Source organism: Escherichia sp. 94.0001 (genome assembly GCF_013369155.2).
In the GTDB taxonomy this organism is placed as follows: Bacteria; Pseudomonadota; Gammaproteobacteria; order Enterobacterales; family Enterobacteriaceae; genus Escherichia; species Escherichia coli_F.
The window spans coordinates 160,443-180,054 of record NZ_JABWMS020000003.1 but is presented as its reverse complement, the minus strand read 5'-3'; the positions used below and the strand labels follow the sequence as shown (position 1 = coordinate 180,054).

At 48.6% G+C, this 19,612-nt stretch carries 20 protein-coding genes and 1 pseudogene; 6 read left to right on the top strand and 15 right to left on the bottom strand.

Features of this window, described 5'->3' with window-relative positions:
* Positions 1–67: 67 nt before the first annotated feature.
* Together HEN33_RS02935 and hicB are read right to left on the bottom strand one after the other, a co-directional pair.
* Positions 68–1,474 (bottom strand): aminotransferase-like domain-containing protein, encoded by a 1,407-nt coding sequence (locus HEN33_RS02935; RefSeq protein ID WP_160530640.1) that lies wholly within the window; start codon positions 1,472–1,474, stop codon positions 68–70.
* A gap of 78 nt (positions 1,475–1,552) precedes the next feature.
* A pseudogene (gene hicB, locus HEN33_RS02930) lies at positions 1,553–1,789 on the bottom strand (type II toxin-antitoxin system antitoxin HicB); the annotation flags it as partial.
* Positions 1,790–1,967: 178 nt separating this feature from the next.
* On the opposite strand from hicB, the gene HEN33_RS02925 reads away from it, so the two are divergent.
* Positions 1,968–2,198 (top strand): DUF2554 family protein, encoded by a 231-nt coding sequence (locus HEN33_RS02925; RefSeq protein WP_000491567.1) that lies wholly within the window; start codon positions 1,968–1,970, stop codon positions 2,196–2,198.
* 95 nt (positions 2,199–2,293) lie between these two features.
* Here the strand turns inward: HEN33_RS02925 and rlhA are convergent, their stop codons facing one another.
* On the bottom strand, positions 2,294–4,255 hold the full coding sequence (gene rlhA / locus HEN33_RS02920) for a 23S rRNA 5-hydroxycytidine C2501 synthase (protein WP_176263735.1): 1,962 nt from the start codon (positions 4,253–4,255) through the stop codon (positions 2,294–2,296).
* Positions 4,256–4,327: 72 nt separating this feature from the next.
* Positions 4,328–4,864 carry a DNA-binding transcriptional regulator SutR gene (gene sutR / locus HEN33_RS02915; RefSeq protein WP_000429506.1) on the bottom strand — a complete coding sequence of 179 codons (537 nt, stop codon included), beginning with the start codon at positions 4,862–4,864 and terminating at the stop codon, positions 4,328–4,330.
* A 52-nt stretch (positions 4,865–4,916) separates the two neighbouring features.
* On the opposite strand from sutR, the gene ydcO reads away from it, so the two are divergent.
* Positions 4,917–6,128 (top strand): BenE family transporter YdcO, encoded by a 1,212-nt coding sequence (ydcO, locus tag HEN33_RS02910; RefSeq protein ID WP_176263734.1) that lies wholly within the window; start codon positions 4,917–4,919, stop codon positions 6,126–6,128.
* 34 nt (positions 6,129–6,162) lie between these two features.
* Here the strand turns inward: ydcO and HEN33_RS02905 are convergent, their stop codons facing one another.
* The 3 genes from HEN33_RS02905 to tehA all read right to left on the bottom strand — a co-directional run bounded on the left by HEN33_RS02905 (position 6,163) and on the right by tehA (position 8,715).
* Positions 6,163–6,831: a DUF3313 domain-containing protein gene (locus tag HEN33_RS02905; protein ID WP_001261024.1), complete on the bottom strand. Its 669-nt coding sequence runs from the start codon at positions 6,829–6,831 to the stop codon at positions 6,163–6,165.
* 301 nt (positions 6,832–7,132) lie between these two features.
* Positions 7,133–7,726, bottom strand: coding sequence for a tellurite resistance methyltransferase TehB (gene tehB, locus HEN33_RS02900; protein WP_176263733.1), 594 nt, complete (start codon positions 7,724–7,726; stop codon positions 7,133–7,135).
* Positions 7,723–8,715 carry a dicarboxylate transporter/tellurite-resistance protein TehA gene (gene tehA / locus HEN33_RS02895; protein WP_001353207.1) on the bottom strand — a complete coding sequence of 331 codons (993 nt, stop codon included), beginning with the start codon at positions 8,713–8,715 and terminating at the stop codon, positions 7,723–7,725. Before tehA ends, tehB begins: the two co-directional genes overlap by 4 nt.
* Before the next feature lie 123 nt (positions 8,716–8,838).
* On the opposite strand from tehA, the gene ydcK reads away from it, so the two are divergent.
* Positions 8,839–9,819, top strand: coding sequence for a YdcK family protein (ydcK, locus tag HEN33_RS02890; protein WP_176263732.1), 981 nt, complete (start codon positions 8,839–8,841; stop codon positions 9,817–9,819).
* Here ydcK and rimL read toward each other — a convergent pair.
* From rimL to hglS, 4 genes are all read right to left on the bottom strand, one after another.
* Positions 9,811–10,350, bottom strand: coding sequence for a 50S ribosomal protein L7/L12-serine acetyltransferase (rimL, locus tag HEN33_RS02885; protein WP_160524456.1), 540 nt, complete (start codon positions 10,348–10,350; stop codon positions 9,811–9,813). The genes ydcK and rimL overlap by 9 nt on opposite strands.
* Positions 10,351–10,412: 62 nt before the next feature.
* Positions 10,413–10,637: a YdcH family protein gene (locus HEN33_RS02880; RefSeq protein ID WP_001296778.1), complete on the bottom strand. Its 225-nt coding sequence runs from the start codon at positions 10,635–10,637 to the stop codon at positions 10,413–10,415.
* Between the two features lie 139 nt (positions 10,638–10,776).
* Positions 10,777–12,432, bottom strand: a complete 1,656-nt coding sequence (opgD, locus tag HEN33_RS02875; RefSeq protein ID WP_000375956.1) for a glucan biosynthesis protein OpgD — start codon at positions 12,430–12,432, stop codon at positions 10,777–10,779.
* A gap of 224 nt (positions 12,433–12,656) precedes the next feature.
* On the bottom strand, positions 12,657–14,000 hold the full coding sequence (gene hglS, locus HEN33_RS02870; protein ID WP_176263731.1) for a 2-oxoadipate dioxygenase/decarboxylase HglS: 1,344 nt from the start codon (positions 13,998–14,000) through the stop codon (positions 12,657–12,659).
* Between the two features lie 216 nt (positions 14,001–14,216).
* Between hglS and HEN33_RS02865 the strand changes: the two genes are divergently transcribed.
* Positions 14,217–15,140: a LysR substrate-binding domain-containing protein gene (locus HEN33_RS02865; RefSeq protein ID WP_000414564.1), complete on the top strand. Its 924-nt coding sequence runs from the start codon at positions 14,217–14,219 to the stop codon at positions 15,138–15,140.
* A 36-nt stretch (positions 15,141–15,176) separates the two neighbouring features.
* Here HEN33_RS02865 and trg read toward each other — a convergent pair whose 3' ends face one another.
* Positions 15,177–16,817: a methyl-accepting chemotaxis protein Trg gene (gene trg, locus HEN33_RS02860; RefSeq protein WP_176263730.1), complete on the bottom strand. Its 1,641-nt coding sequence runs from the start codon at positions 16,815–16,817 to the stop codon at positions 15,177–15,179.
* A gap of 398 nt (positions 16,818–17,215) precedes the next feature.
* Here trg and hokB point away from each other — a divergent pair, with 398 nt between their 5' ends.
* Positions 17,216–17,365: a type I toxin-antitoxin system toxin HokB gene (gene hokB, locus HEN33_RS02855; RefSeq protein ID WP_001320773.1), complete on the top strand. Its 150-nt coding sequence runs from the start codon at positions 17,216–17,218 to the stop codon at positions 17,363–17,365.
* Here hokB and HEN33_RS26260 read toward each other — a convergent pair.
* The 3 genes from HEN33_RS26260 to cybB form a co-directional block, all read right to left on the bottom strand.
* Positions 17,343–17,411: a hypothetical protein gene (locus tag HEN33_RS26260; protein WP_212734533.1), complete on the bottom strand. Its 69-nt coding sequence runs from the start codon at positions 17,409–17,411 to the stop codon at positions 17,343–17,345. The two genes, hokB and HEN33_RS26260, sit on opposite strands and share 23 nt — an antisense overlap.
* 25 nt (positions 17,412–17,436) lie before the next feature.
* Positions 17,437–17,610 carry a YdcA family protein gene (locus HEN33_RS02850; RefSeq protein ID WP_000731856.1) on the bottom strand — a complete coding sequence of 58 codons (174 nt, stop codon included), beginning with the start codon at positions 17,608–17,610 and terminating at the stop codon, positions 17,437–17,439.
* Positions 17,611–17,854: 244 nt separating this feature from the next.
* Positions 17,855–18,385 (bottom strand): cytochrome b561, encoded by a 531-nt coding sequence (gene cybB / locus HEN33_RS02845; RefSeq protein ID WP_176263729.1) that lies wholly within the window; start codon positions 18,383–18,385, stop codon positions 17,855–17,857.
* A 188-nt stretch (positions 18,386–18,573) separates the two neighbouring features.
* Between cybB and gap the strand changes: the two genes are divergently transcribed.
* Positions 18,574–19,575 (top strand): type I glyceraldehyde-3-phosphate dehydrogenase, encoded by a 1,002-nt coding sequence (gene gap, locus HEN33_RS02840; RefSeq protein WP_176263728.1) that lies wholly within the window; start codon positions 18,574–18,576, stop codon positions 19,573–19,575.
* The last annotated feature ends 37 nt before the right edge of the window (positions 19,576–19,612 follow it).

The following is a 19,612-nucleotide window of genomic DNA, read 5'->3' as shown; positions in this document are numbered from 1 at the left end:
GTTAGGAAATATGACTGCTATTCGAAATTCATATTACCCAACCTAAGAGGAATTAAATTAAACGCTATTACAGCCGTTCTTGAATAAGTTTGCCTAATTGTTTAACCGCCTGTTCTTCACGCTCGCCCCACTGCCATGCAGTATTAAAACGAAAAAAACGTGACCAGTTTTCACCGGTAGAAAACATTTTACCCGGCGCAATACTGATATGATGCGTCAGTGCTGCCAGGCTTAATTCGCCCGCATCTAACGGCGCGGGGAGTTCCAGCCAGAGAAAATAACCGCTGTCATTATGATGAATTTTCACTTCCGCAGGCAGATAACGCAGCAGTGCCTGCCAGGCACGTTGTTTACGTTCCGCAAGCTGGCGACGCAGGCGACGAAGATGGGCGTCGTATCGGCGCGTGGAAAGGTAATCCACCAGCGCAAGCTGCATCGGTGAACTGGTCGAAAGCGTACTCATCAACTGCAAGCGTTGAATTTTGCGTGCATGTTTTCCAGCGGCGACCCAACCAATACGAAAACCAGGCACCAGACATTTCGAAAACGAAGAGCAATGCAAAACGCCATCATGGCGATCCCACGCTTTCGCAGGCAGCGGTTTTTCCCGTCCAAAATAAAGTTCGCTGTAAACGTCATCTTCAATCAGCGTTACGTTGTACTGATTGAGCAACGCTACCAGCCGCGCTTTTTTCTGCGGCGTTAAGGTAAAACCGAGCGGATTCTGGCTATTAGTCATCAGCCAGCACGCTTTCACCGGATACTCCTGCAACGCCAGTTCCAGCGCCTGAAGGTCGATCCCTTCGTTCACATCCGTCGCCACCGATAACGCCTTCAGCCGTAACCGCTCCAGCGCCTGCAACGCGCCGTAGAAACAAGGATTCTCTACTATCACCCAATCGCCTGGTTCCGTTACCGCTTGTAAACTGAGGTTTAATGCCTCTAACGCCCCGGCGGTAATGACAATTTCATCAGGAGAAATAGTGATGCCCTGTAAGGCATAGCGACGAGCAATAGCCTGACGCAGTTCTGCGTTTCCTGGCGGTAAGTTTTCAATCACGCTCATCGCCGTGGCGGTTTTGCTTACCTGCGCCAGCGAGCGGTTTAGTTGTTGGAGGGGGAAAAGTCGCGGGTCGGGAAAGGCCGAGGCAAACGGAACTACCGACGGATCGCGACTGGCCTGCAACATATCAAAAATATAGGTGTTGATATCGACTGCTTCATCTCGAGTGACTGGAATGACTGTCGCTTTCGGCATTTTTATTGCCTGTGGCGCAACGTAATAACCCGATTGCGGTCGCGCGATAATATATCCCTGACTTTCGAGCAACTGATAGGCATGGCTGACAGTCATAAAGCTCATGCCAGAAAGCGCCACCTGGTCACGCAACGAAGGCAAACGATCTCCGGGTTGCCAGATACCCGACGCAATCTGCTCGCGTAATTGTTCTGCAAGCTGCTGGTATTTTTTCATTATCGAATCGTTATTATGTGCAGGTGATTCGGCAGTCTATATCAGTTGTTAAAAATGACAACTTTTCATTAACTGTTATCAAACCATCACCAGCGATAACTCTTTGCCAAGCGCCTTAGCCGCAAGCTGGACGGCGTCGATTTTTGTCGCATGGTGCAAGTTAAATAAGCGCGTAATTTCCTGTTTAGGTTTGCCAATTCGCCTGGCTAACTCTTGCTGAGTGATTTCTGACTGTAAAAAAGCATTTAACAGCAATACCTTAGAGGCGACGCTCAAAGGCACTTCAATAAAGTGATCGTGACTATTTAATGGCGAAGTTTACCTCCGTGTGTAATGTGCTCGAAAATAGCACTAAATCGCCGCAACGGCAGAATGCAATGCAAAATCAGGAAGGAAGATTCCAGAATTTCTTTGCGCTAATTTGCAAAACTGAATAATAACCTCAAGAAACGATCGGCATCATAGCGGCAAAAGGTCAGAAAAAGGTGGCGGGATGTTTTCGAAGGCTTTATCGGTTGTCTTATTAACGTGTGCACTGTTCTCAGGACAACTCATGGCAGGGCACAAAGGACATGAATTTATGTGGGTAAAGAATGTGGATCATCAGCTGCGTCATGAAGCGGACAGCGATGAATTGCGTGCCGTGGCGGAAGAGTCGGCGGAAGGTTTGCGCGAGCATTTTTACTGGCAAAAATCGCGCAAACCAGAAGCGGGACAACGTTGAGTCATTTATTTATTGCCGGATGCGGCGTGACGCCTTACCCGGCCGACAAGATCATGCAGATTCAATAAGTTGTGAGTAACCAGAAAACTGGCGTTTTACCCTTTTCGCTTCGGCAATGTTTTCAGCAGATCATCCGGACTAACGGATGCCACTACGCTTCCCGGTAACGGCATTTTCAGTATGTGATTTTTGATTTTGCCTATGACGTGCATCTCACATGGGCGACAATCGAACTTTAGCGTTAATACTTCATCGCCATTAACCAGTTGCATTGGCGTCGCCTTCCAGCTTTTGATGTTACCTTTTGCCTGTTTCGGACACAGATTGAAGGCAAAGCGCAGACAATGCTTGGTGATCATTACCGGCACTTCCCCCTTCTCTTCATGCGCTTCATACGCCGCATCAATCAGTTGCACACCATAGCGATGATAAAATTCACGCGCTTTCTGGTTGTAAACGTTCGCGAGGAAACTCAAATGCGTTTGCGGATAAACCGGCGCAGGATCAGCAATCGGTTTACGGCTGCCGCGCTGGTAACTGGCAAGACGCGCAGCATCAAGCATATCGGCGGCTTCACGGCGGAACTGGTTTAACAGACTGTTTGGTACAAACAGCGCCCCCGGCAAATTAATTTGCACATTGCGGGCGTAATAGATGGTTTGCCCCAGTTTTGCCAGACCATCCTTCAGATTGTTCATTGCTTTTTCGGCGTTATTGGCTTCGTCGAACTGCCCGTCCAGCGTATGCGTGATGCTGACACCCTCTTCACTGGTGAGGGTCAGAATCAGTTGTTCCTGCCAGCCGCCCAGTTCAATGTCTACCGCCACCCGACGTTCGCTGGAGGTTTTTGTCAGTGCCTGCTGCCAGTTATGATCAAGATTACGGTTTAGTGGGTGATGCGGGCGAATTTTGTGCAAATCTGCTGGCATTTCATTGGGCCAGACGCGGTACTGATTTTCTCCGGTTTTCTCTACCGTATTCGCACGAAAACCGACGACTTCACGTTTAATCATCACGTTCAGGCCATCGCCATTTGCCAGTGGCTCGGTAACGGCAACATCAATATGATCTTTCGCTACTTTCAATACTTCGCCCACCGGCAGGCCAATGAATTTCGGTGAATCGAACGCGCCAATATCGCCTTTACGCGCGTTAACAAAGTAGTCTGTGCTGCCTCGGTGGAAAGTCTTTTCCGTCGACGGGACAAAGAAATGTTCAGTACGACCTGATGACGCACGCGCCAGATCGCCACGTTCTTCAATAATGGCATCCAGCATCTGGCGATAATGTGCGGTGATATTCTTCACGTAACTCATATCTTTGTAACGCCCTTCAATCTTGAAGGAGCGCACGCCAGCATCAATCAGCGAGCCGAGGTTGGCAGTCTGATCGTTATCTTTCATCGACAGCAAATGTTTTTCATAGGAAACCACTCGCCCTTGATCGTCTTTCAACGTGTATGGCAAACGGCACGCCTGGGAGCAATCTCCACGGTTAGCACTGCGCCCCGTTTGTGCATGAGAGATGTAGCATTGACCAGAATATGCCACGCACAATGCGCCATGAATAAAGAACTCAATTGTCGCGTCCGTGGCCTGATGAATCGCGCGGATCTGCTCCAGGTTTAGCTCACGCGCCAGCACAATCTGGGTAAAACCAACGTCTGAGAGGAACTTCGCTTTCTCTACAGTACGAATATCACACTGCGTACTTGCGTGTAATTCAATCGGCGGAATATCAAGTTCCAGAATCCCCATGTCCTGAACAATCAGCGCATCGACACCGGTCTGGTAAAGATCGGTAATTAACCGCTGAGCGGGTTCCAGCTCATCATCATGCAAAATGGTGTTAAGCGTGACGAAAATTTTTGCACCATAACGATGGGCAAACGGCACCAGTTCGGCGATATCTTTCAGGCTATTACTGGCATTATGACGGGCACCAAAACCAGGGCCGCCGATATAAACAGCATCGGCACCGTGCAAAATAGCTTCGCGGGCAATGGCGGCATCGCGTGCCGGGCTTAACAGTTCAAGTCGATGAGAAGATACGGTCACATTCTTATCCAGTAGCTGAAAAATGGCGGCTATTTTAGCCACAAGCGCGACGTTGCGAAATAGTTTTCCCGCTTAACTGCGTGGGTAATGGATGAGGGAATGAAAATGTACGATTTGCTCCCCACCATTACGATAGACATGCGTAACGTCTGCAGCAAATCGAGCGCCTTCTCCACAATTAAGGCTCTGCCATTCACCATCAACGCACAGATCAAGTTGCCCATCAATGACGACAACATGTTCGATTACTCCCTTCTCATGGGGCGTCGATTCACTTATTGCACCGGGAGCCATCTGAATTGAGAAGTGTTCAAAGCAGAGTTGCGGATCATAAGGAAACAGCGAAGTGATCACCATCGCCTGCTGTTGCGGATCATAAACTGAAGGCGTAGCGGACTGCGGCGGAGAAATAAATGTCGAAAATGGCACATTCAACCCGGTGGCAATTTTCCATAATGTCGCGACCGTCGGGCTGGACTCATTACGCTCAATCTGCCCTAACATCGCTTTAGAAACCCCCGTCGCTTCTGCCAGTCGCGAAAGACTCCAGCCGCGCTGCTGACGTAGTTGTTTAAGTGTAGTGGATAAAAAGCGAGTGAGATTTTCCATGTGACTCCTCCGGCAAAGCGGAAGTTTATCACTTGTGCGTTATAACGGACAAATGCTACGGTACCTGTACGCTATAACGCACGAGGTGACCATGCGTCTGTTTTCTATTCCTCCACCCACGCTACTGGCGGGGTTTCTGGCGGTATTAATTGGCTACGCCAGTTCAGCGGCAATAATCTGGCAAGCAGCGATTGTCGCCGGAGCCACCACTGCACAAATCTCTGGCTGGATGACGGCGCTGGGGCTGGCAATGGGCGTCAGTACGCTGGCTCTGACATTATGGTATCGCGTACCTGTTCTCACCGCATGGTCAACTCCTGGCGCGGCTTTGTTGGTCACCGGATTACAGGGACTAACACTTAACGAAGCCATCGGCGTTTTTATTGTCACCAACGCGTTAATAATCCTCTGCGGCATAACGGGACTCTTTGCTCGTCTGATGCGTATTATTCCGCACTCGCTGGCAGCGGCAATGCTTGCCGGGATTTTATTACGCTTTGGTTTACAGGCGTTTGCCAGTCTGGATGGTCAATTTACGTTATGCGGTAGTATGTTGCTGGTATGGCTGGCAACCAGGGCCGTTGCGCCGCGCTATGCGGTAATTGCCGCGATGATTATTGGGATCGTGATCGTTATCGCGCAAGGTGACGTTGTCACAAATGATGTTGTCTTTAAACCCGTTCTCCCCGCTTATATTGCCCCTAAATTTTCGTTTGCTCACAGTCTGAGCGTTGCACTCCCCCTTTTTCTGGTGACGATGGCATCGCAAAACGCACCGGGTATTGCGGCAATGAAAGCGGCCGGGTATTCAGCTCCTGTTTCGCCGTTGATTGTATTTACTGGATTGCTGGCGCTGGTATTTTCCCCTTTCGGGGTTTATTCCGTCGGTATTGCAGCAATCACCGCGGCTATTTGCCAAAGCCCGGAAGCGCATCCGGATAAAGATCAACGTTGGCTGGCAGCTGCCGTTGCAGGCATTTTTTATTTGCTCGCAGGTTTTTTTGGTAGTGCTATTACCGGGATGATGGCTGCCCTGCCCGTAAGTTGGATCCAGATGCTGGCAGGTCTGGCGCTGTTGAGTACCATTGGCGGCAGTTTGTATCAGGCGCTGCATAATGAGCGTGAGCGCGACGCGGCGGTGGTCGCATTTCTGGTAACGGCAAGTGGACTAACGCTTGTCGGGATTGGTTCTGCGTTTTGGGGATTAATTGCCGGTGGCGTTTGTTACATGGTGTTAAATTTAATCGCTGACAGAAACCAATAATAAAAAGCGCCATCTTACGATGGCGCGACTGGAATTACTTTTTGTTAACGTCAAACATTGTGGCATCGGTCGCCATGTCATCAATAACTTGCTTAATATTCTCGAAAGCCATTGGCGTACTTTCGTTATTCAGGTCTTTACCTTCGCCCTGACGAACGACTTTGATAACCGGTTTATTAGTAGCTGCATCAATCAGCTCACCTTCAAAATACAGGCGAGTATCCATGGTACGGTGGCCCGTCGCCATTTGCGTCCCCGCGACCACTAATGCAACAGGAACCACTTCATAGAATTGCAACCCTTCTTTGCTGGTATCTACACCGGTAATGGCCCCACGGAAAATCAGACTACGCGGCCCAGCGGTGGTAACCAGTGGTTTACGCTGCGCAATCGCTTCTTTCATTTCGGTGTTGGTATAACTCAAAATTTTATCCAGAACTTTCTGCCCTACCTGGGTAGATGGTTTCGGTACCGGATAATAAGTGACTGGGTTCCAGACGATGCTGTCATATTTGCTTTGATCAAAACTCGGGTCTACCCAACGTAAAACAGGCTTACCCGTTGCAGAAGTTGTTTCTTTTAAATCAGAGTAATTGTTTAAAAAGCCAGAATATTTATCTGGCTGGGTGATTTTAGAGGCACAACCAGACAGAGCCAACAAGCCGCATAAAGCTGCAACTTTCGCAAATGATGTGGTACGCATGAATAGTTTCCTGAGATGATTATATTACTTTTTAAGTTATAGCAAAAAGCACCGCTTCGTGTTGTGGCAAAAAAAGTGTTGGTAAAAATAAATTTATCAGCCCCTTTTCAGACGACATAGTCAATGCCGAAAAAGGGGCTAAGTCAATCATCAGTAGTTAAATATCAGTGCGTTAAGCTGATGAAAAACTTCGACTACCGTGATTAATTTCACATCCTTTTGATTAAAAATATGCTTACCGAAAAGAACAACGGTTAACCATCTCAACGCGGGGCATTTTCACGCGCCTTGTTCTACCGGGTCATTTTTTACGTGCCAGCATCGTGGCGAAACGCAGTTTAATCCGATTACCGTTGGCATCGGTGCGGTGCAACTCACCGACGTTTTCATTGTATTTCACCATCTCCCAGCCTTCGTAATATCGACGTAATTCTCCCTCTTTGAAGGCAAACGGGAAGCCGACGGTACATGGATAATCAGCGGTATCCATCGCCGCCACAATCAGGTTGTAACCGCCAGGTTTAGTGCAACGTTGCATATTGGCAATCAGTCCTGGGATGGTTTTAGCCTCAAGGAACATCAGCACCACAGTCGAAAGAATAAAATCGTACTGCCCATCAAATGTGAGGTTATTCAGATCAACAACCCGGGTGTGTAAATTATCCAGATTTTCAATGGATTTAATGCGCTCGACGTTGGCGATACTCATGGCATTTTTATCCCATGCGTCAACTTCATAACCATTGGCTGCCAGGTAAAGACTGTTACGACCATTGCCACAGCCCAGATCCAGCGTTTTACCGGGTTTAACCACTTTCACCGCTTCCAGTACTTCAGAGTGTGTGCGGGTTAATTCATACTTATCAGTAAAATAGTTTTCGTCACGAATGATCATTCTTTGTCCTCAGCTTTCATTAAAACAGCGCGCTCTGTTTTGATTAACAATTTCCCCTGCATCAGAAGCGCGAAAGTACGGATAAGCAGTATTGCTATTATAAAATTGGTAAAGATAAACAGCGGCACCGCCAGGGTATGGAAAAATCCATTATTGCTGCCACTCCCCAGATGCAAACCGGTGGTTGCCAGTGCAGATACGCCGAACGAGAAACTCCAGAATGAAGCATTAAATGGCTGGGAGAGATACCATGGCATCAGACGTAGCATAAACAGCAGTTGCAGCAGCCCATAACCGAAAAGCATTTTCGCCAGCGTGTCACCCTCGCCGCCGTTGACGCTCAGCCAGGCACTACAGGCCACCAGCGCAGGAGCGAGCTGAATGCCGAGTGATGTCCGCAGCGCCGTGGGTAATTCTCCCGAACTGCGCAGACGCTGCAAGATCACCGGTTCCAGGCTTAACCATGAGAAAACGCCTGCGCCTAAAAACACCAGACCGGCGTCGGTGTAGCCCAATGCACCACAGGCCATTGCGCTGATAAAGTTGTTGGCAACTGTCGGCAGATACAGTCCAGGCGTGGTAGCTTCTTCAGGATGAGATCCGCGCCATAATCCCGCAGTTTGCCAGGCGGCATAAGCCAACTGAACCACGACACCAAAACTGAACAGGCATACCGCCAGTGGGCGAAACCACGGAACAAAACCAATCGCTACCAGCATCGTCGTTGCAGGAAACAAACTCACAAAACTGCTCATCACTGGATGGCGCACTTCCGCCAGCACGCTATGCGGAAAGCGTATGAGTCGGGTAATAAATGCGCTAGTCAATAATCCCCAGATGATCATCGCCAGAATTACCAGCCCATCCCCTAACCAGTGGCTGACCTGCCAAACCTGGCTGGCATAGCGCCAGGCAAATCCCATCCCTATCGTCCCCAACACAATACCAAAGTAGCCTGCCGGCAAATTGAGCACTTTATCGCTCTGCATCTTCTTACTCATTTTGTTTAATTTATAAAGTATATTTGAAATGCATTTTATGGAATTTTCTCGAGCATAGCCAGAGCCGCAGAATTTGCTACGGTTATAGTAAGTCACCTGTGGGAAAACGCTATGCGCAAATATCGTCTAAGTGAAGAACAGCGAGCCTTTAGTTATCAGGATGATGGCACTAAAAAAAGTGTGTTATTACGGCAAATTATCGCCATGAGCGATTTTAACGATGTGATAGCAGGAACCGCTGGCGGCTGGATCGATCGCGAAACGGTGTTAGCACAGGAAGGAAATTGCTGGATTTACGACCAGAATGCTATTGCGTTCGGCGGAACGGTGATTTCCGGTAATACGCGTATCACCGGCACCAGCGTCCTTTGGGGAGAGGTTTACGCAACGGATAACGTCTGGATCGATAATAGTGAAGTCAGTCAGGGTGCATATATAAGTGACAGTGTCACCATTCGTGACTCATTAGTTTGCGGTCAATGTAGAATATTTGGTCACGCCTTAATTGATCAACATTCTATGATCGTCGCCGCGCAAGGCTTAACCTCCGACCATCAACTCCTGCTACAAATTTATGATCGCGCAAAGGTTAGCGCCTCGCGTATTGTCCACCAGGCACAAATTTATGGCGATGCCGTCGTCCGGTATGCTTTTATTGAACATCGCGCCGAAGTTTTTGATTTTGCCAGTATTGAAGGTAATGAAGAGAAGAACGTCTGGCTATGCGATTGCGCTAAAGTCTACGGTCACGCGCAGGTGAAAGCTGGCATAGAAGAAGATGCCATTCCGACAATTCATTACAGTTCGCAGGTAGCGGAATATGCCATTGTGGAAGGTAATTGTGTGTTAAAACATCATGTCTTGATTGGCGGAAAGGCAGTGGTACGTGGCGGACCGATTCTGCTCGACGAACACGTTGTAATACAAGGTGAGAGCCGTATTACAGGTGCGGTGATAATTGAAAACCATGTGGAGTTGACCGACCACGCCGTCGTTGAAGCCTTTGATGGCGACACGGTTCATGTCCGTGGTCCAAAAGTCATTAACGGCGAAGAGCGCATTACGCGAACGCCGCTGGCAGGGTTATTGTGAATCGATAATACGCGCGTATAAGTTCACATCATCATAGGCATCATTCAGAAACTCAGCCTGTTTCAGGCAACCTTCAAGGATAAAACCATTGCGCAAAGCGACCTGGTTGCTTTGCGCATTATCCACCCGACATTTGATCACGAAGCGTCTAAGTTCACCAGACTGAGCGTAATGATGAATCAATGCCTGCAGCGCCTGAGAAATGATCCCCTGCCCCTGATGAGATTCGTCCAGCCAGTAGCCGATTTCAGCGGTTTTATTCAGTGGTTCAATACGATTAAACGAGATAACGCCGATAAGTTGATCTTCTTTGAAAATCATGAACATTTTGGCATAGCCGCGTTGATGCAACATTACATTGCCCTGCACCGTTTTTCGCGTGTCCTCTTCACTTTGAACAAACTGCGGCCAGTTTAGCGACTGCTGTAACCAGGTTCTATTTTTACAGATTAACTGATAAAGAGGTGTGACATGACTTTCTGCAACAGCATGTAATTCAAGTGATTCACTTACTTTTATCGTTTCAGCCATCTTATCTCCAGTCAATCCATGCAGTTGTTAAAAAAGCCGCCTGGCTGGCGGCTTAGGAAAGTTTACACCTCTTTGACGCTCTCCTGCTGCAGGATTTTGAGCATCTCATCTTTTAACTGTAGCTTTTGTTTTTTCATGCGGACCACTTCCGCATTGTATCCTCGACCGTCGGAACCTTCCTTTCTGGCAATTTCATGATCAAGTTTATTGTGTTTATCGAACAAGGACATAAAGCGAGGATTTTCGTTTTTCAGACGGGATATTAAATCTCGGTATTCTGGAAACATACGCACTCCCTGTTAGTGGCTGACAAGGTGTATCTGAAATACACACTATCAGATTACTCATTTAACTTAGGGAAAAATGCGAGCGGGATCGTGTTTAACCAGACGGCACCTCCCGAAGAAGGTGCCGAAGAAAAAACGATTAACTCATCACGCGGTCGTCAACATACTGACGTTTATCCGGCGCTGGCGGGAAATACTGATACAGCCATGTTTCACTGATAGCGTCGCCCTGACAACGCAGATACATCCGCATATCGACCGGATCAGTGGAGTCCGAAGTCGGATACCAGTCAAACTGAATACGATAACCATCAATGGGTTCAATATAGAGAATTTCGATTTGCTTCGCTTCCCCACTGGAAAGCGTAATCACCGGCTCAATGCCTTTTGGTGCGGCAGCTTTCAGATCACCACCAACGAAATCGACGGCAAAACGACGCGCCCATTTTTCAGGATAGTGTTCACCAGGCGCCCAACCTTCCGGGAAACCGCCCATGCCGGTACGCGTTGCCATAACGCGCGCTAATGGGCAATGAACAGGCGGTTGCGCACTCCAGTACAGACGATACTGGAATGCAAACTCATCACCCGCTTTTACAGCTTTTTCTGGCTGCCAGAAGCAGACAATGTTATCCAGCGTTTCGCCCGTTGTTGGGATTTCCATCAGGCCGATGGTGCCCTTACCCCACTTGTTACGCGGTTCCACCCACAGACTTGGGCGTTTGTTATACCAGCCCATAATGTCCTGATAATGAGAGAAATCACGATCCAGTTGCAATAAACCAAACCCTTTCGGGTTGTTGTCGGTGTAAGCATTGAACTGCAATTTTTGCGGATTATTCAGCGGACGGCAAATCCACTCGCCGTTGCCCCGCCACATGGACAGACGATCAGAGTCATGGATTTGCGGATGAATGGTGTCGCACATCCGACGTTCATTAGTGCCGCAGCTGAACATGCTGGTCATCGGCGCAATGCCCAGCTGTTTAATGTCTTTGCGCGCATACAGGTGATTTTCCACATCCATAATCACCTGACTTTTCTCACAATGGATAGTGAACTTATAGGCACCAGTAATGCTGGCGCTATCGAGCAACGCATAAACGGTAAAGGTGGTTGCCCCTGGTTTTACCGTATCAAACCAGAAGGCGGTAAAGTCGGGGAACTCTTCTTTACTGTCGGTGTAAGTGTCGATCGCCAGGCCGCGAGCCGACAAACCGTATTGATATGTATCATCAACCGCGCGGAAATAACTCGCACCGAGGAATGATACGACATCACGGCGCGCCAGTTCGGGGGCTTTAAACACGCGAAAACCGGCAAAACCGAGATCGCTTTGCCCTTCTAATTGTTTGGTATCAACACCCGCATCGTTGTATTTGAACAACTCCGGGCGAAAGTGAATTTCACGCGCCAGATGTGTTGCGGGATCAACAGAAAACATACGAACGCGGCGACGGAATCCCATTCCCATATGGAAAAACTGAGCGTCCAGTTGACGGTTCTCAACGTTATGCCAGAGCGATTTTTCGGCGTCGTATTGAATACTGTTATAAGCCTGCGGCGTCATTGTCGCCAGAGTGTCAGGTAACGGACGCGGCGCACCACGCCACGCGGTTTGCGCTAAGTCGTGCGCCATTGACTGTAGAATGGAGAAGTCAAAACGCTGGGTTTGCCCGTCGGCAATATCAGAATCTGCCGCGAATGCCGCCTGAGAAAAAAGAGAAGCAATGCCGCTGGTACCGCACACGGCGGCCATAGCCATTGAACCTTTAATAAATCGTCTACGATCCATACCTGAAAGTGAGTCCTTCTGGTGTTGTGAATGGTCCCGCGCTGGTCGTTTTCAGCGGCAAGAAAGTGCTTATTTATGACCGCTCACTCTAGACAATATTTATTAATAATCCAATTGTTGAACTCAGAGAATATGCATTAATCGGCAATTTTTTTATGTCGATGGGATGAGCCTGATTCGTTTGTAAAATCAGGCAAATTTTTGCAAAGGCAGATAGTCAAAATTTAAAGCAAACCACAGCGGCGTTTACTGCGTTCTTCCGCTTCCTGATAAAGCTGGAACTCATCAAAAACTGGGCATCCCAACGCATGTTCGAAAGCTTCGCGGCTGGCATTACCGTGACTGCGTGCCTGCGTTTCATTACCCAGATTTGACTGGAAGATCCCCGCAGCGCTAACAGGCAAAAAATCTTCATAAGTAATGGGTTGTGCCACTACCCAACCACGTTCAATTAAGGGTTGTGGATCGTCTCCGGGATGAATCGCCTGACGATGCGCCTCACCTGAAGGCGTCAAACGATATCGGAACCATGCCAACCCTTGCTGACGCATTAAAAACTCACTGTCAGGAAAAGTGCGGAAGGTTTCCTGTAAATGCATTTGATGAGTGAGATTATCCTGCCCGGTTCCAGCGTTCCGCAGTAGATCATCATACAGTTGTCGTCCTTTCGGCGTTAATGCCACGCCACGCTGCTCTATTTCACCAAAGCGCGCGGTATGCGTTCCCTGTTTCTGCCCCGCAAACAACACCGCCTCTTCCAGGGCTTTAAAGCTGGTCTGGCGAAGTAAAATCGGCACCTCGCGGCGCGGCGGCCCTTCGATCAGAATTTTGGGTTCAATTCCGCATTCAGGCATCATCGACTGCACCCGGTCAATATCCAGCGTGCGTGGCGTCAGGTGGTTGATATGGCATCCAGGAAAACAGACCACATCAGCAATCAGCCGATGTTCGTTATGCAAGGCGCGATAGGTTACTTCATCCACCGTTGCTGACTGGTGCCAGCGAAACGTTTCCAGGGCTTCCTGCACAAACTCCTGTGCCTGTGTTTCGTTAAAACCGCCCCGCTGCTCATACTCCTCTAACAGTTGTCGACAACGTGGGGTGAAGATATCGCGCTGACGCAGAATCTCCGCCGCTTTCTGGCGCAAAAATTCGTTCTCGATAAGCTCCAGGCGGAGTAATGAGGTAAAAACGCGGAAGGGATTACGCGCCAGAGAAGCATCATCAATGGGCCGAAATGCTGTGGAATGTACCGGCACCCCCGCCTGCGAGAGATCGTAATAGCTCACCGGGTACATCCCCATAATGGCAAACATCCGCCGAAGAGTAGCAAGCTCTTGTGCAGTCCCAACGCGAATTGCCCCATGATGTTCAACATTCAGTCGCGCCAGCTCGTCTGCATTTACCATTTTTTCGTGCAGTTGAGGATTGTTTTCCAGCACAGCCAGATTCACATCAGCTACCAGTTCCAGCAGCGTGCCGTACTGCGGAACTTCTTGCTGGTACATGGCTGACATTGCCTGCGAAAACTGTTCCCGAATCTCATCCGCCGTGATGCTGTTCGCCATAATGTCTGCCTCCAGTGGTCAGTAATCTGGAGTGTAGGTAACCGCATTCACTCTGGCGGGAAGAATTTGCAAACTGTGATCTCGCCGCGAAAACATCAATATTATCCATTTCGCTGTAACACAATTGCTTTATTTGTTAATAATATTTTGCAACTAAGTTATCATAATCAAACAACTTCACTTGTCAGCGACACTGCTTCGTTTTTAACATCGCTTATGGAAAAAAATAGTCTGTTTAGTCAGCGCATCCGTTTGCGCCACCTTCATACATTCGTAGCTGTCGCACAACAAGGAACTTTGGGGCGCGCGGCTGAAACCCTTAATTTGAGTCAACCTGCGCTCTCTAAAACATTGAATGAACTAGAGCAATTGACAGGTGCTCGCTTGTTTGAGCGTGGTCGTCAGGGGGCGCAACTTACCTTACCCGGCGAACAATTTTTAACACATGCAGTCAGAGTTCTTGACGCTATTAACACTGCCGGACAGTCGCTTCATCGTAAAGAAGGTCTTAACAATGATGTCGTCAGGGTAGGTGCATTACCTACCGCGGCGCTGGGAATATTACCTTCAGTTATAGGTCAGTTTCATCAGCAACAAAAAGAGACGACCTTGCAAGTTGCGACAATGAGTAACCCTATGATTCTGGCAGGTTTGAAGACCGGCGAAATCGATATCGGGATTGGTCGAATGTCAGATCCCGAACTGATGACCGGGCTTAATTATGAATTGCTGTTTCTTGAATCGCTGAAGTTGGTCGTTCGTCCCAATCACCCACTGCTTCAAGAGAACGTAACGCTAAGTCGGGTGCTGGAATGGCCGGTCGTTGTATCACCAGAAGGTACTGCACCACGCCAGCATTCAGATGCATTAGTGCAGAGCCAGGGCTGTAAAATTCCTTCGGGCTGTATCGAAACGCTGTCTGCTTCGCTATCTCGCCAGCTTACGGTTGAATACGACTACGTGTGGTTTGTTCCATCTGGCGCTGTAAAAGACGACCTGCGTCATGCCACGCTGGTGGCCCTGCCTGTTCCGGGGCATGGTGCAGGCGAACCGATCGGAATATTGACCCGCGTAGATGCGACGTTCTCTTCCGGTTGCCAATTGATGATTAACGCTATTCGAAAATCAATGCCGTTCTGAAAAGTAAGGGATCTTTCGATCCCTTCTTTGATATTTTCACGCTGTTGCGAAACTAACAGACTCACCAGCTCCGCGTGATTCTGCCAACACAGAATGTTTGTTCAGGCGGAAAACGTCTACCGCCTCAGTTAATCGTGCAGCCTGTTCTTCAAGGGATAGCGCCGCCGCAGAAGCCTCTTCTACCAGAGAAGCATTCTGTTGCGTCACCTTATCCATTTCAGAAATCGCCTGGCTAACCTGCGTTATGCCTCTGCTTTGCTCATCCGAGGCGGCGGCGATTTCCTGCATGATATGTGTGACACTCGCGACGGCATCAACAATAGTGCTCATGGTTTTCCCTGCCGTTGCTACCTCATCCGACCCCAGGTCAATTAACCTGACTGATTCACTGATCAAGCCTTCAATCTCTTTCGCCGCCTGGGCGCTGCGGCTTGCGAGTGTCCGTACTTCGCTGGCGACAACGGCAAATCCACGTCCTTGCTCACCCGCTCGCGCGGCTTCAACGGCAGCATTCAGTGCCAGAATATTCGTCTGGAAAGCAATACTGTTGATGACGGAAGTGATCTCGGAAATTTTCTTCGAACTCGTGGAGATAGCGCCCATCGTTTTTACTACACCGGAAACCGTCTGCCCGCCATCGCTGGCTTTAATAGAAGCCTCTTGCGCCAGTTTGCTAGCATGATGCGCGTTATCCGCATTCTGTTTCACCGTTGCAGTGAGTTGCTCCATGCTGGCGGCAGTTTGTTCGATAGCCGCCGCTTGTTCTTCGGTGCGAGATGACAGGTCCGCATTGCCAGCGGAAATTTCGCTGGTGCCACGATAAATCTCTTCCGCGCCCTGTCGAACGGTCCCTACTGTCATCCCCAGTGAATGCTGCATTTGCTGTAAATGATGACTTAAGCGACCGATTTCATTACGACCTGCCGGATCATCATTCATCGTCAGATCGCCACTGGCGATTTTTTCAATCCGTTGTGCGGCATGTTGCAATGGACGAATGACGATCCGACGTAGCACCATAAATGTTATCAGCGTCATGACCAGGGCAAGCACAAACGCGCCAATCATGAACATCCCACCCAGGTGGGTACGCTGATGGGCCAGTTCCGCCAATTGGTTGGCTCTGGTGCTACGTATCTTAACGGCTTTGTTCAAAATATCGGTATAAGCATTATCCAGCGGTCGGTTCTGCTCACTTTCATGATTGATAATCGCTTCAAACATGCCATTTTTGGCATATTTCAACATAGGTTGCATACCCGTGATATAAGCCTGAAAGCGTTGATTTAATTCAGTGTCGAGGGCTTCATCAGCAGGTGTTTTCACCGGCCGATTCTGATAAGCACGATACCCTTGCTGCGACTGTTTAATCTCCGATTCGGCTTGCGCAATATTTCGCTTCATTGCTTCCATTTCCGCAATACGACTCGCCGCCCCGGCCTGAATCATATTGATCCGGGCCGAACGCAAAAAATCTGAGCTGTTCGCTAACCCGGTCCGAATCTCAATCTCCGCAGTCACATCACGCTGATCGCGATCGGCCTGCCAGAGGAAATAGCCAGCCAGGGCTGAACTCAAGGCAAACAGAAGTAAGATACCGCCAAGAATGCAGGCAAATAACGGAACCAGCCTGATGTGATGCAAAAAACCTAATCGCTGTGAGGGAGTTGTATTCATTACCGTTGTCTCTCTTCCAGGTTTACTCCTGATAGAAAGTCATCGGCATTTGACGGTAATTACTTACGACTAAAAACCTCTTTGCGTCACATTTTTACAACAATTATTGCAGAGAAGATTAATGCCATTGGATTGAAGAAAGTGAGGAATGGTTAAACTGGCTAACCCGAATGACGAAAAATTCTGGAAAACAGCACGCAATTTCGTCAGGTGATTATTTTCGTCCCTAAGGAAACCACATAGGATGCTCACGGGTGCCTGAGACTTTCTGTTTTCAGGCTAACCGGGAATCAGAAAGACGAAGGCCCCGACCGATATTTCTATCAACCGAGGCCAACGAATGAACCTAGCAATTCAGATGTTAGCCTCTTACCCGCCATCCGGCAAGGAGAAAGGCTATGAAGCACAACCCTCTGGTGGTGTGTCTGCTCATTATCTGTATTACGATTCTGACATTCACACTCCTGACCCGACAAACGCTCTACGAACTGCGGTTCCGGGACGGTGATAAGGAGGTGGCGGCGCTCATGGCCTGCACGTCCAGGTAAGGGCAAGCGCGGGGATTTTCCCCGCGCATCTGACTAGCGGATTCAGTTTCTCATGGCACCCCTTTTACACTTCAGTTAGTGCATGTTTTTTTCGATGCACTAATAGAACCATCATTACAGACAAATTTGCCGCCTGCCGTACAGTGTGAGATCCCCCCTTTCGAACCAGAACAGGGTTTGCGCCCGGCATCGGCATAAAAGGAAACAAGCGCTCCCATAACCAAGATAAGTGCCAATTTTTTCATATAACCTCCATGATTTATCGAATCTTATGTTCGATTTGAACGTTATACGCTGGTTTATTTTGATACCGTTGATGAGATCAAAGGTCGGGTGAATTGATTAAAGATAAGCCAGATGGACATATGGACAAGGATTATGGTTTTATTTGTCATACAAATAAATATAATAGGCGCTTCCGATGTAGGCCCGTACTCTTCGCCTGTACCACGGGTCGGTTTTAGTACAGGCGTTTTCTTTAAATATCCTTCAGGAACGTTTACGCGGCATCATGCGTAGAAGTGTGTTGTCCTTCCAGAAATAGTGGTGTGCCAGTGCAGCCGCAGCGTGCAACCCGATGACAAAATATCCCAGATTCGCCAGCGTCTCATGCCACCACTTTAAGCTATCAACCCGTTCGAAATTGGCCTCTGCTGCATAAGGCATTGTCATACCAAACGCAAACCACGGGTTGCCCCGGTTATACATCATCACCAAACCAATCACTGGCAGCGCAATAAACAGGAGATAGATCACCAAATGTCCCAAATGTGCCAGTCCCGTCATCATCGGTTTTGGTTTAGGTACAATCGGCGGAGTTGAGTATTTAAGCCTTAACAAAAGACGAACAACCATCAGCACGAGAATTGAGATGCCACAGGAAACATGAATCATGTTGATGAGCGGCCGATCGCTACGTGGGAAGAAACCACGAAACTCCATTGCGCAATACGCTGCGATAACCAGCAAAAAGACCAGCCAGTGAATGCCGATTTGTAACCTTGAATATTTACTTTCCATAACATTTCCTGCTTTAACATAATTTTCCGTTAACATAACGAGCTTTTCTTAAAATTTCATTAAATATTGTTCACCCGTTTTCAGTACGTTACGTTTCACGGCAAGAATGTAGATTGCCCATCCCGCCATCCTGGTCTAAGCCTGGAAAGGATCAATTTTCATCCGAACGTTCCTGACAGGAGAAGACCATGAGTAAAGTTGGTATTAACGGTTTTGGTCGTATCGGTCGACTGGTGTTGCGTCGATTACTTGAAGTCAAAAGCAACATAGACATTGTCGCTATTAATGATCTCACTTCCCCAAAAATTCTCGCCTACCTGCTGAAACATGATTCAAACTACGGACCGTTCCCCTGGAGCGTTGATTATACGGAAGATTCACTTATCGTTGATGGGAAAAGTATCGCGGTTTACGCCGAAAAAGAGGCTAAAAATATTCCGTGGAAAGCGAAAGGCGCAGAAATCATTGTCGAATGTACTGGCTTTTATACCTCCGCCGAGAAATCGCAGGCGCATCTTGATGCTGGCGCGAAGAAGGTGTTGATTTCCGCCCCTGCCGGTGAAATGAAAACCATCGTTTATAACGTCAATGACGACACTCTGGATGGCAACGACACCATTGTTTCCGTGGCGTCATGCACCACTAACTGCCTTGCGCCGATGGCCAAAGCCTTGCATGACAGTTTCGGGATAGAAGTCGGCACGATGACGACCATTCATGCCTATACCGGCACCCAGTCACTGGTGGATGGCCCGCGTGGTAAAGATTTACGTGCTTCACGCGCAGCGGCAGAAAATATCATTCCCCACACTACAGGCGCGGCAAAAGCCATTGGTCTGGTGATCCCAGAACTGAGCGGCAAACTGAAAGGTCATGCGCAACGCGTACCCGTGAAAACAGGTTCGGTGACTGAACTGGTGTCTATTCTTGGAAAAAAAGTGACTGCCGAAGAGGTTAACAACGCGCTTAAAAACGCGACAAACAATAACGAGTCATTTGGTTATACCGATGAAGAAATAGTCTCTTCTGATATCATTGGCAGCCATTTCGGGTCGGTGTTTGATGCCACGCAAACCGAAATTACCGCCGTGGGCGATTTACAGCTGGTGAAAACGGTCGCCTGGTATGATAACGAATATGGCTTCGTCACGCAGCTTATTCGCACCCTCGAAAAATTCGCTAAACTCTGACGAGCAAAGGCGGAGGGAAAAGCCTCCGCCTCTTTCA

What these genes read in the sequence shown, in the direction of transcription:
- gap (WP_176263728.1), top strand. Translation starts at nt 18,574, where the DNA reads ATGAGTAAAGTTGGTATTAACGGTTTTGGTCGTATCGGTCGACTGGTG.
- tehA (WP_001353207.1), bottom strand. Translation starts at nt 8,715, where the DNA reads ATGCAGAGCGATAAAGTGCTCAATTTGCCGGCAGGCTACTTTGGTATT.
- tehB (WP_176263733.1), bottom strand. Translation starts at nt 7,726, where the DNA reads ATGATCATTCGTGACGAAAACTATTTTACTGATAAGTATGAATTAACC.
- HEN33_RS02865 (WP_000414564.1), top strand. Translation starts at nt 14,217, where the DNA reads ATGGAAAAAAATAGTCTGTTTAGTCAGCGCATCCGTTTGCGCCACCTT.
- trg (WP_176263730.1), bottom strand. Translation starts at nt 16,817, where the DNA reads ATGAATACAACTCCCTCACAGCGATTAGGTTTTTTGCATCACATCAGG.
- sutR (WP_000429506.1), bottom strand. Translation starts at nt 4,864, where the DNA reads ATGGAAAATCTCACTCGCTTTTTATCCACTACACTTAAACAACTACGT.
- opgD (WP_000375956.1), bottom strand. Translation starts at nt 12,432, where the DNA reads ATGGATCGTAGACGATTTATTAAAGGTTCAATGGCTATGGCCGCCGTG.
- HEN33_RS02925 (WP_000491567.1), top strand. Translation starts at nt 1,968, where the DNA reads ATGTTTTCGAAGGCTTTATCGGTTGTCTTATTAACGTGTGCACTGTTC.
- HEN33_RS02905 (WP_001261024.1), bottom strand. Translation starts at nt 6,831, where the DNA reads ATGCGTACCACATCATTTGCGAAAGTTGCAGCTTTATGCGGCTTGTTG.
- cybB (WP_176263729.1), bottom strand. Translation starts at nt 18,385, where the DNA reads ATGGAAAGTAAATATTCAAGGTTACAAATCGGCATTCACTGGCTGGTC.
- HEN33_RS02880 (WP_001296778.1), bottom strand. Translation starts at nt 10,637, where the DNA reads ATGTTTCCAGAATACCGAGATTTAATATCCCGTCTGAAAAACGAAAAT.
- hglS (WP_176263731.1), bottom strand. Translation starts at nt 14,000, where the DNA reads ATGGCGAACAGCATCACGGCGGATGAGATTCGGGAACAGTTTTCGCAG.
- rimL (WP_160524456.1), bottom strand. Translation starts at nt 10,350, where the DNA reads ATGGCTGAAACGATAAAAGTAAGTGAATCACTTGAATTACATGCTGTT.
- ydcO (WP_176263734.1), top strand. Translation starts at nt 4,917, where the DNA reads ATGCTACGGTACCTGTACGCTATAACGCACGAGGTGACCATGCGTCTG.
- HEN33_RS02935 (WP_160530640.1), bottom strand. Translation starts at nt 1,474, where the DNA reads ATGAAAAAATACCAGCAGCTTGCAGAACAATTACGCGAGCAGATTGCG.
- ydcK (WP_176263732.1), top strand. Translation starts at nt 8,839, where the DNA reads ATGCGCAAATATCGTCTAAGTGAAGAACAGCGAGCCTTTAGTTATCAG.
- HEN33_RS02850 (WP_000731856.1), bottom strand. Translation starts at nt 17,610, where the DNA reads ATGAAAAAATTGGCACTTATCTTGGTTATGGGAGCGCTTGTTTCCTTT.
- hokB (WP_001320773.1), top strand. Translation starts at nt 17,216, where the DNA reads ATGAAGCACAACCCTCTGGTGGTGTGTCTGCTCATTATCTGTATTACG.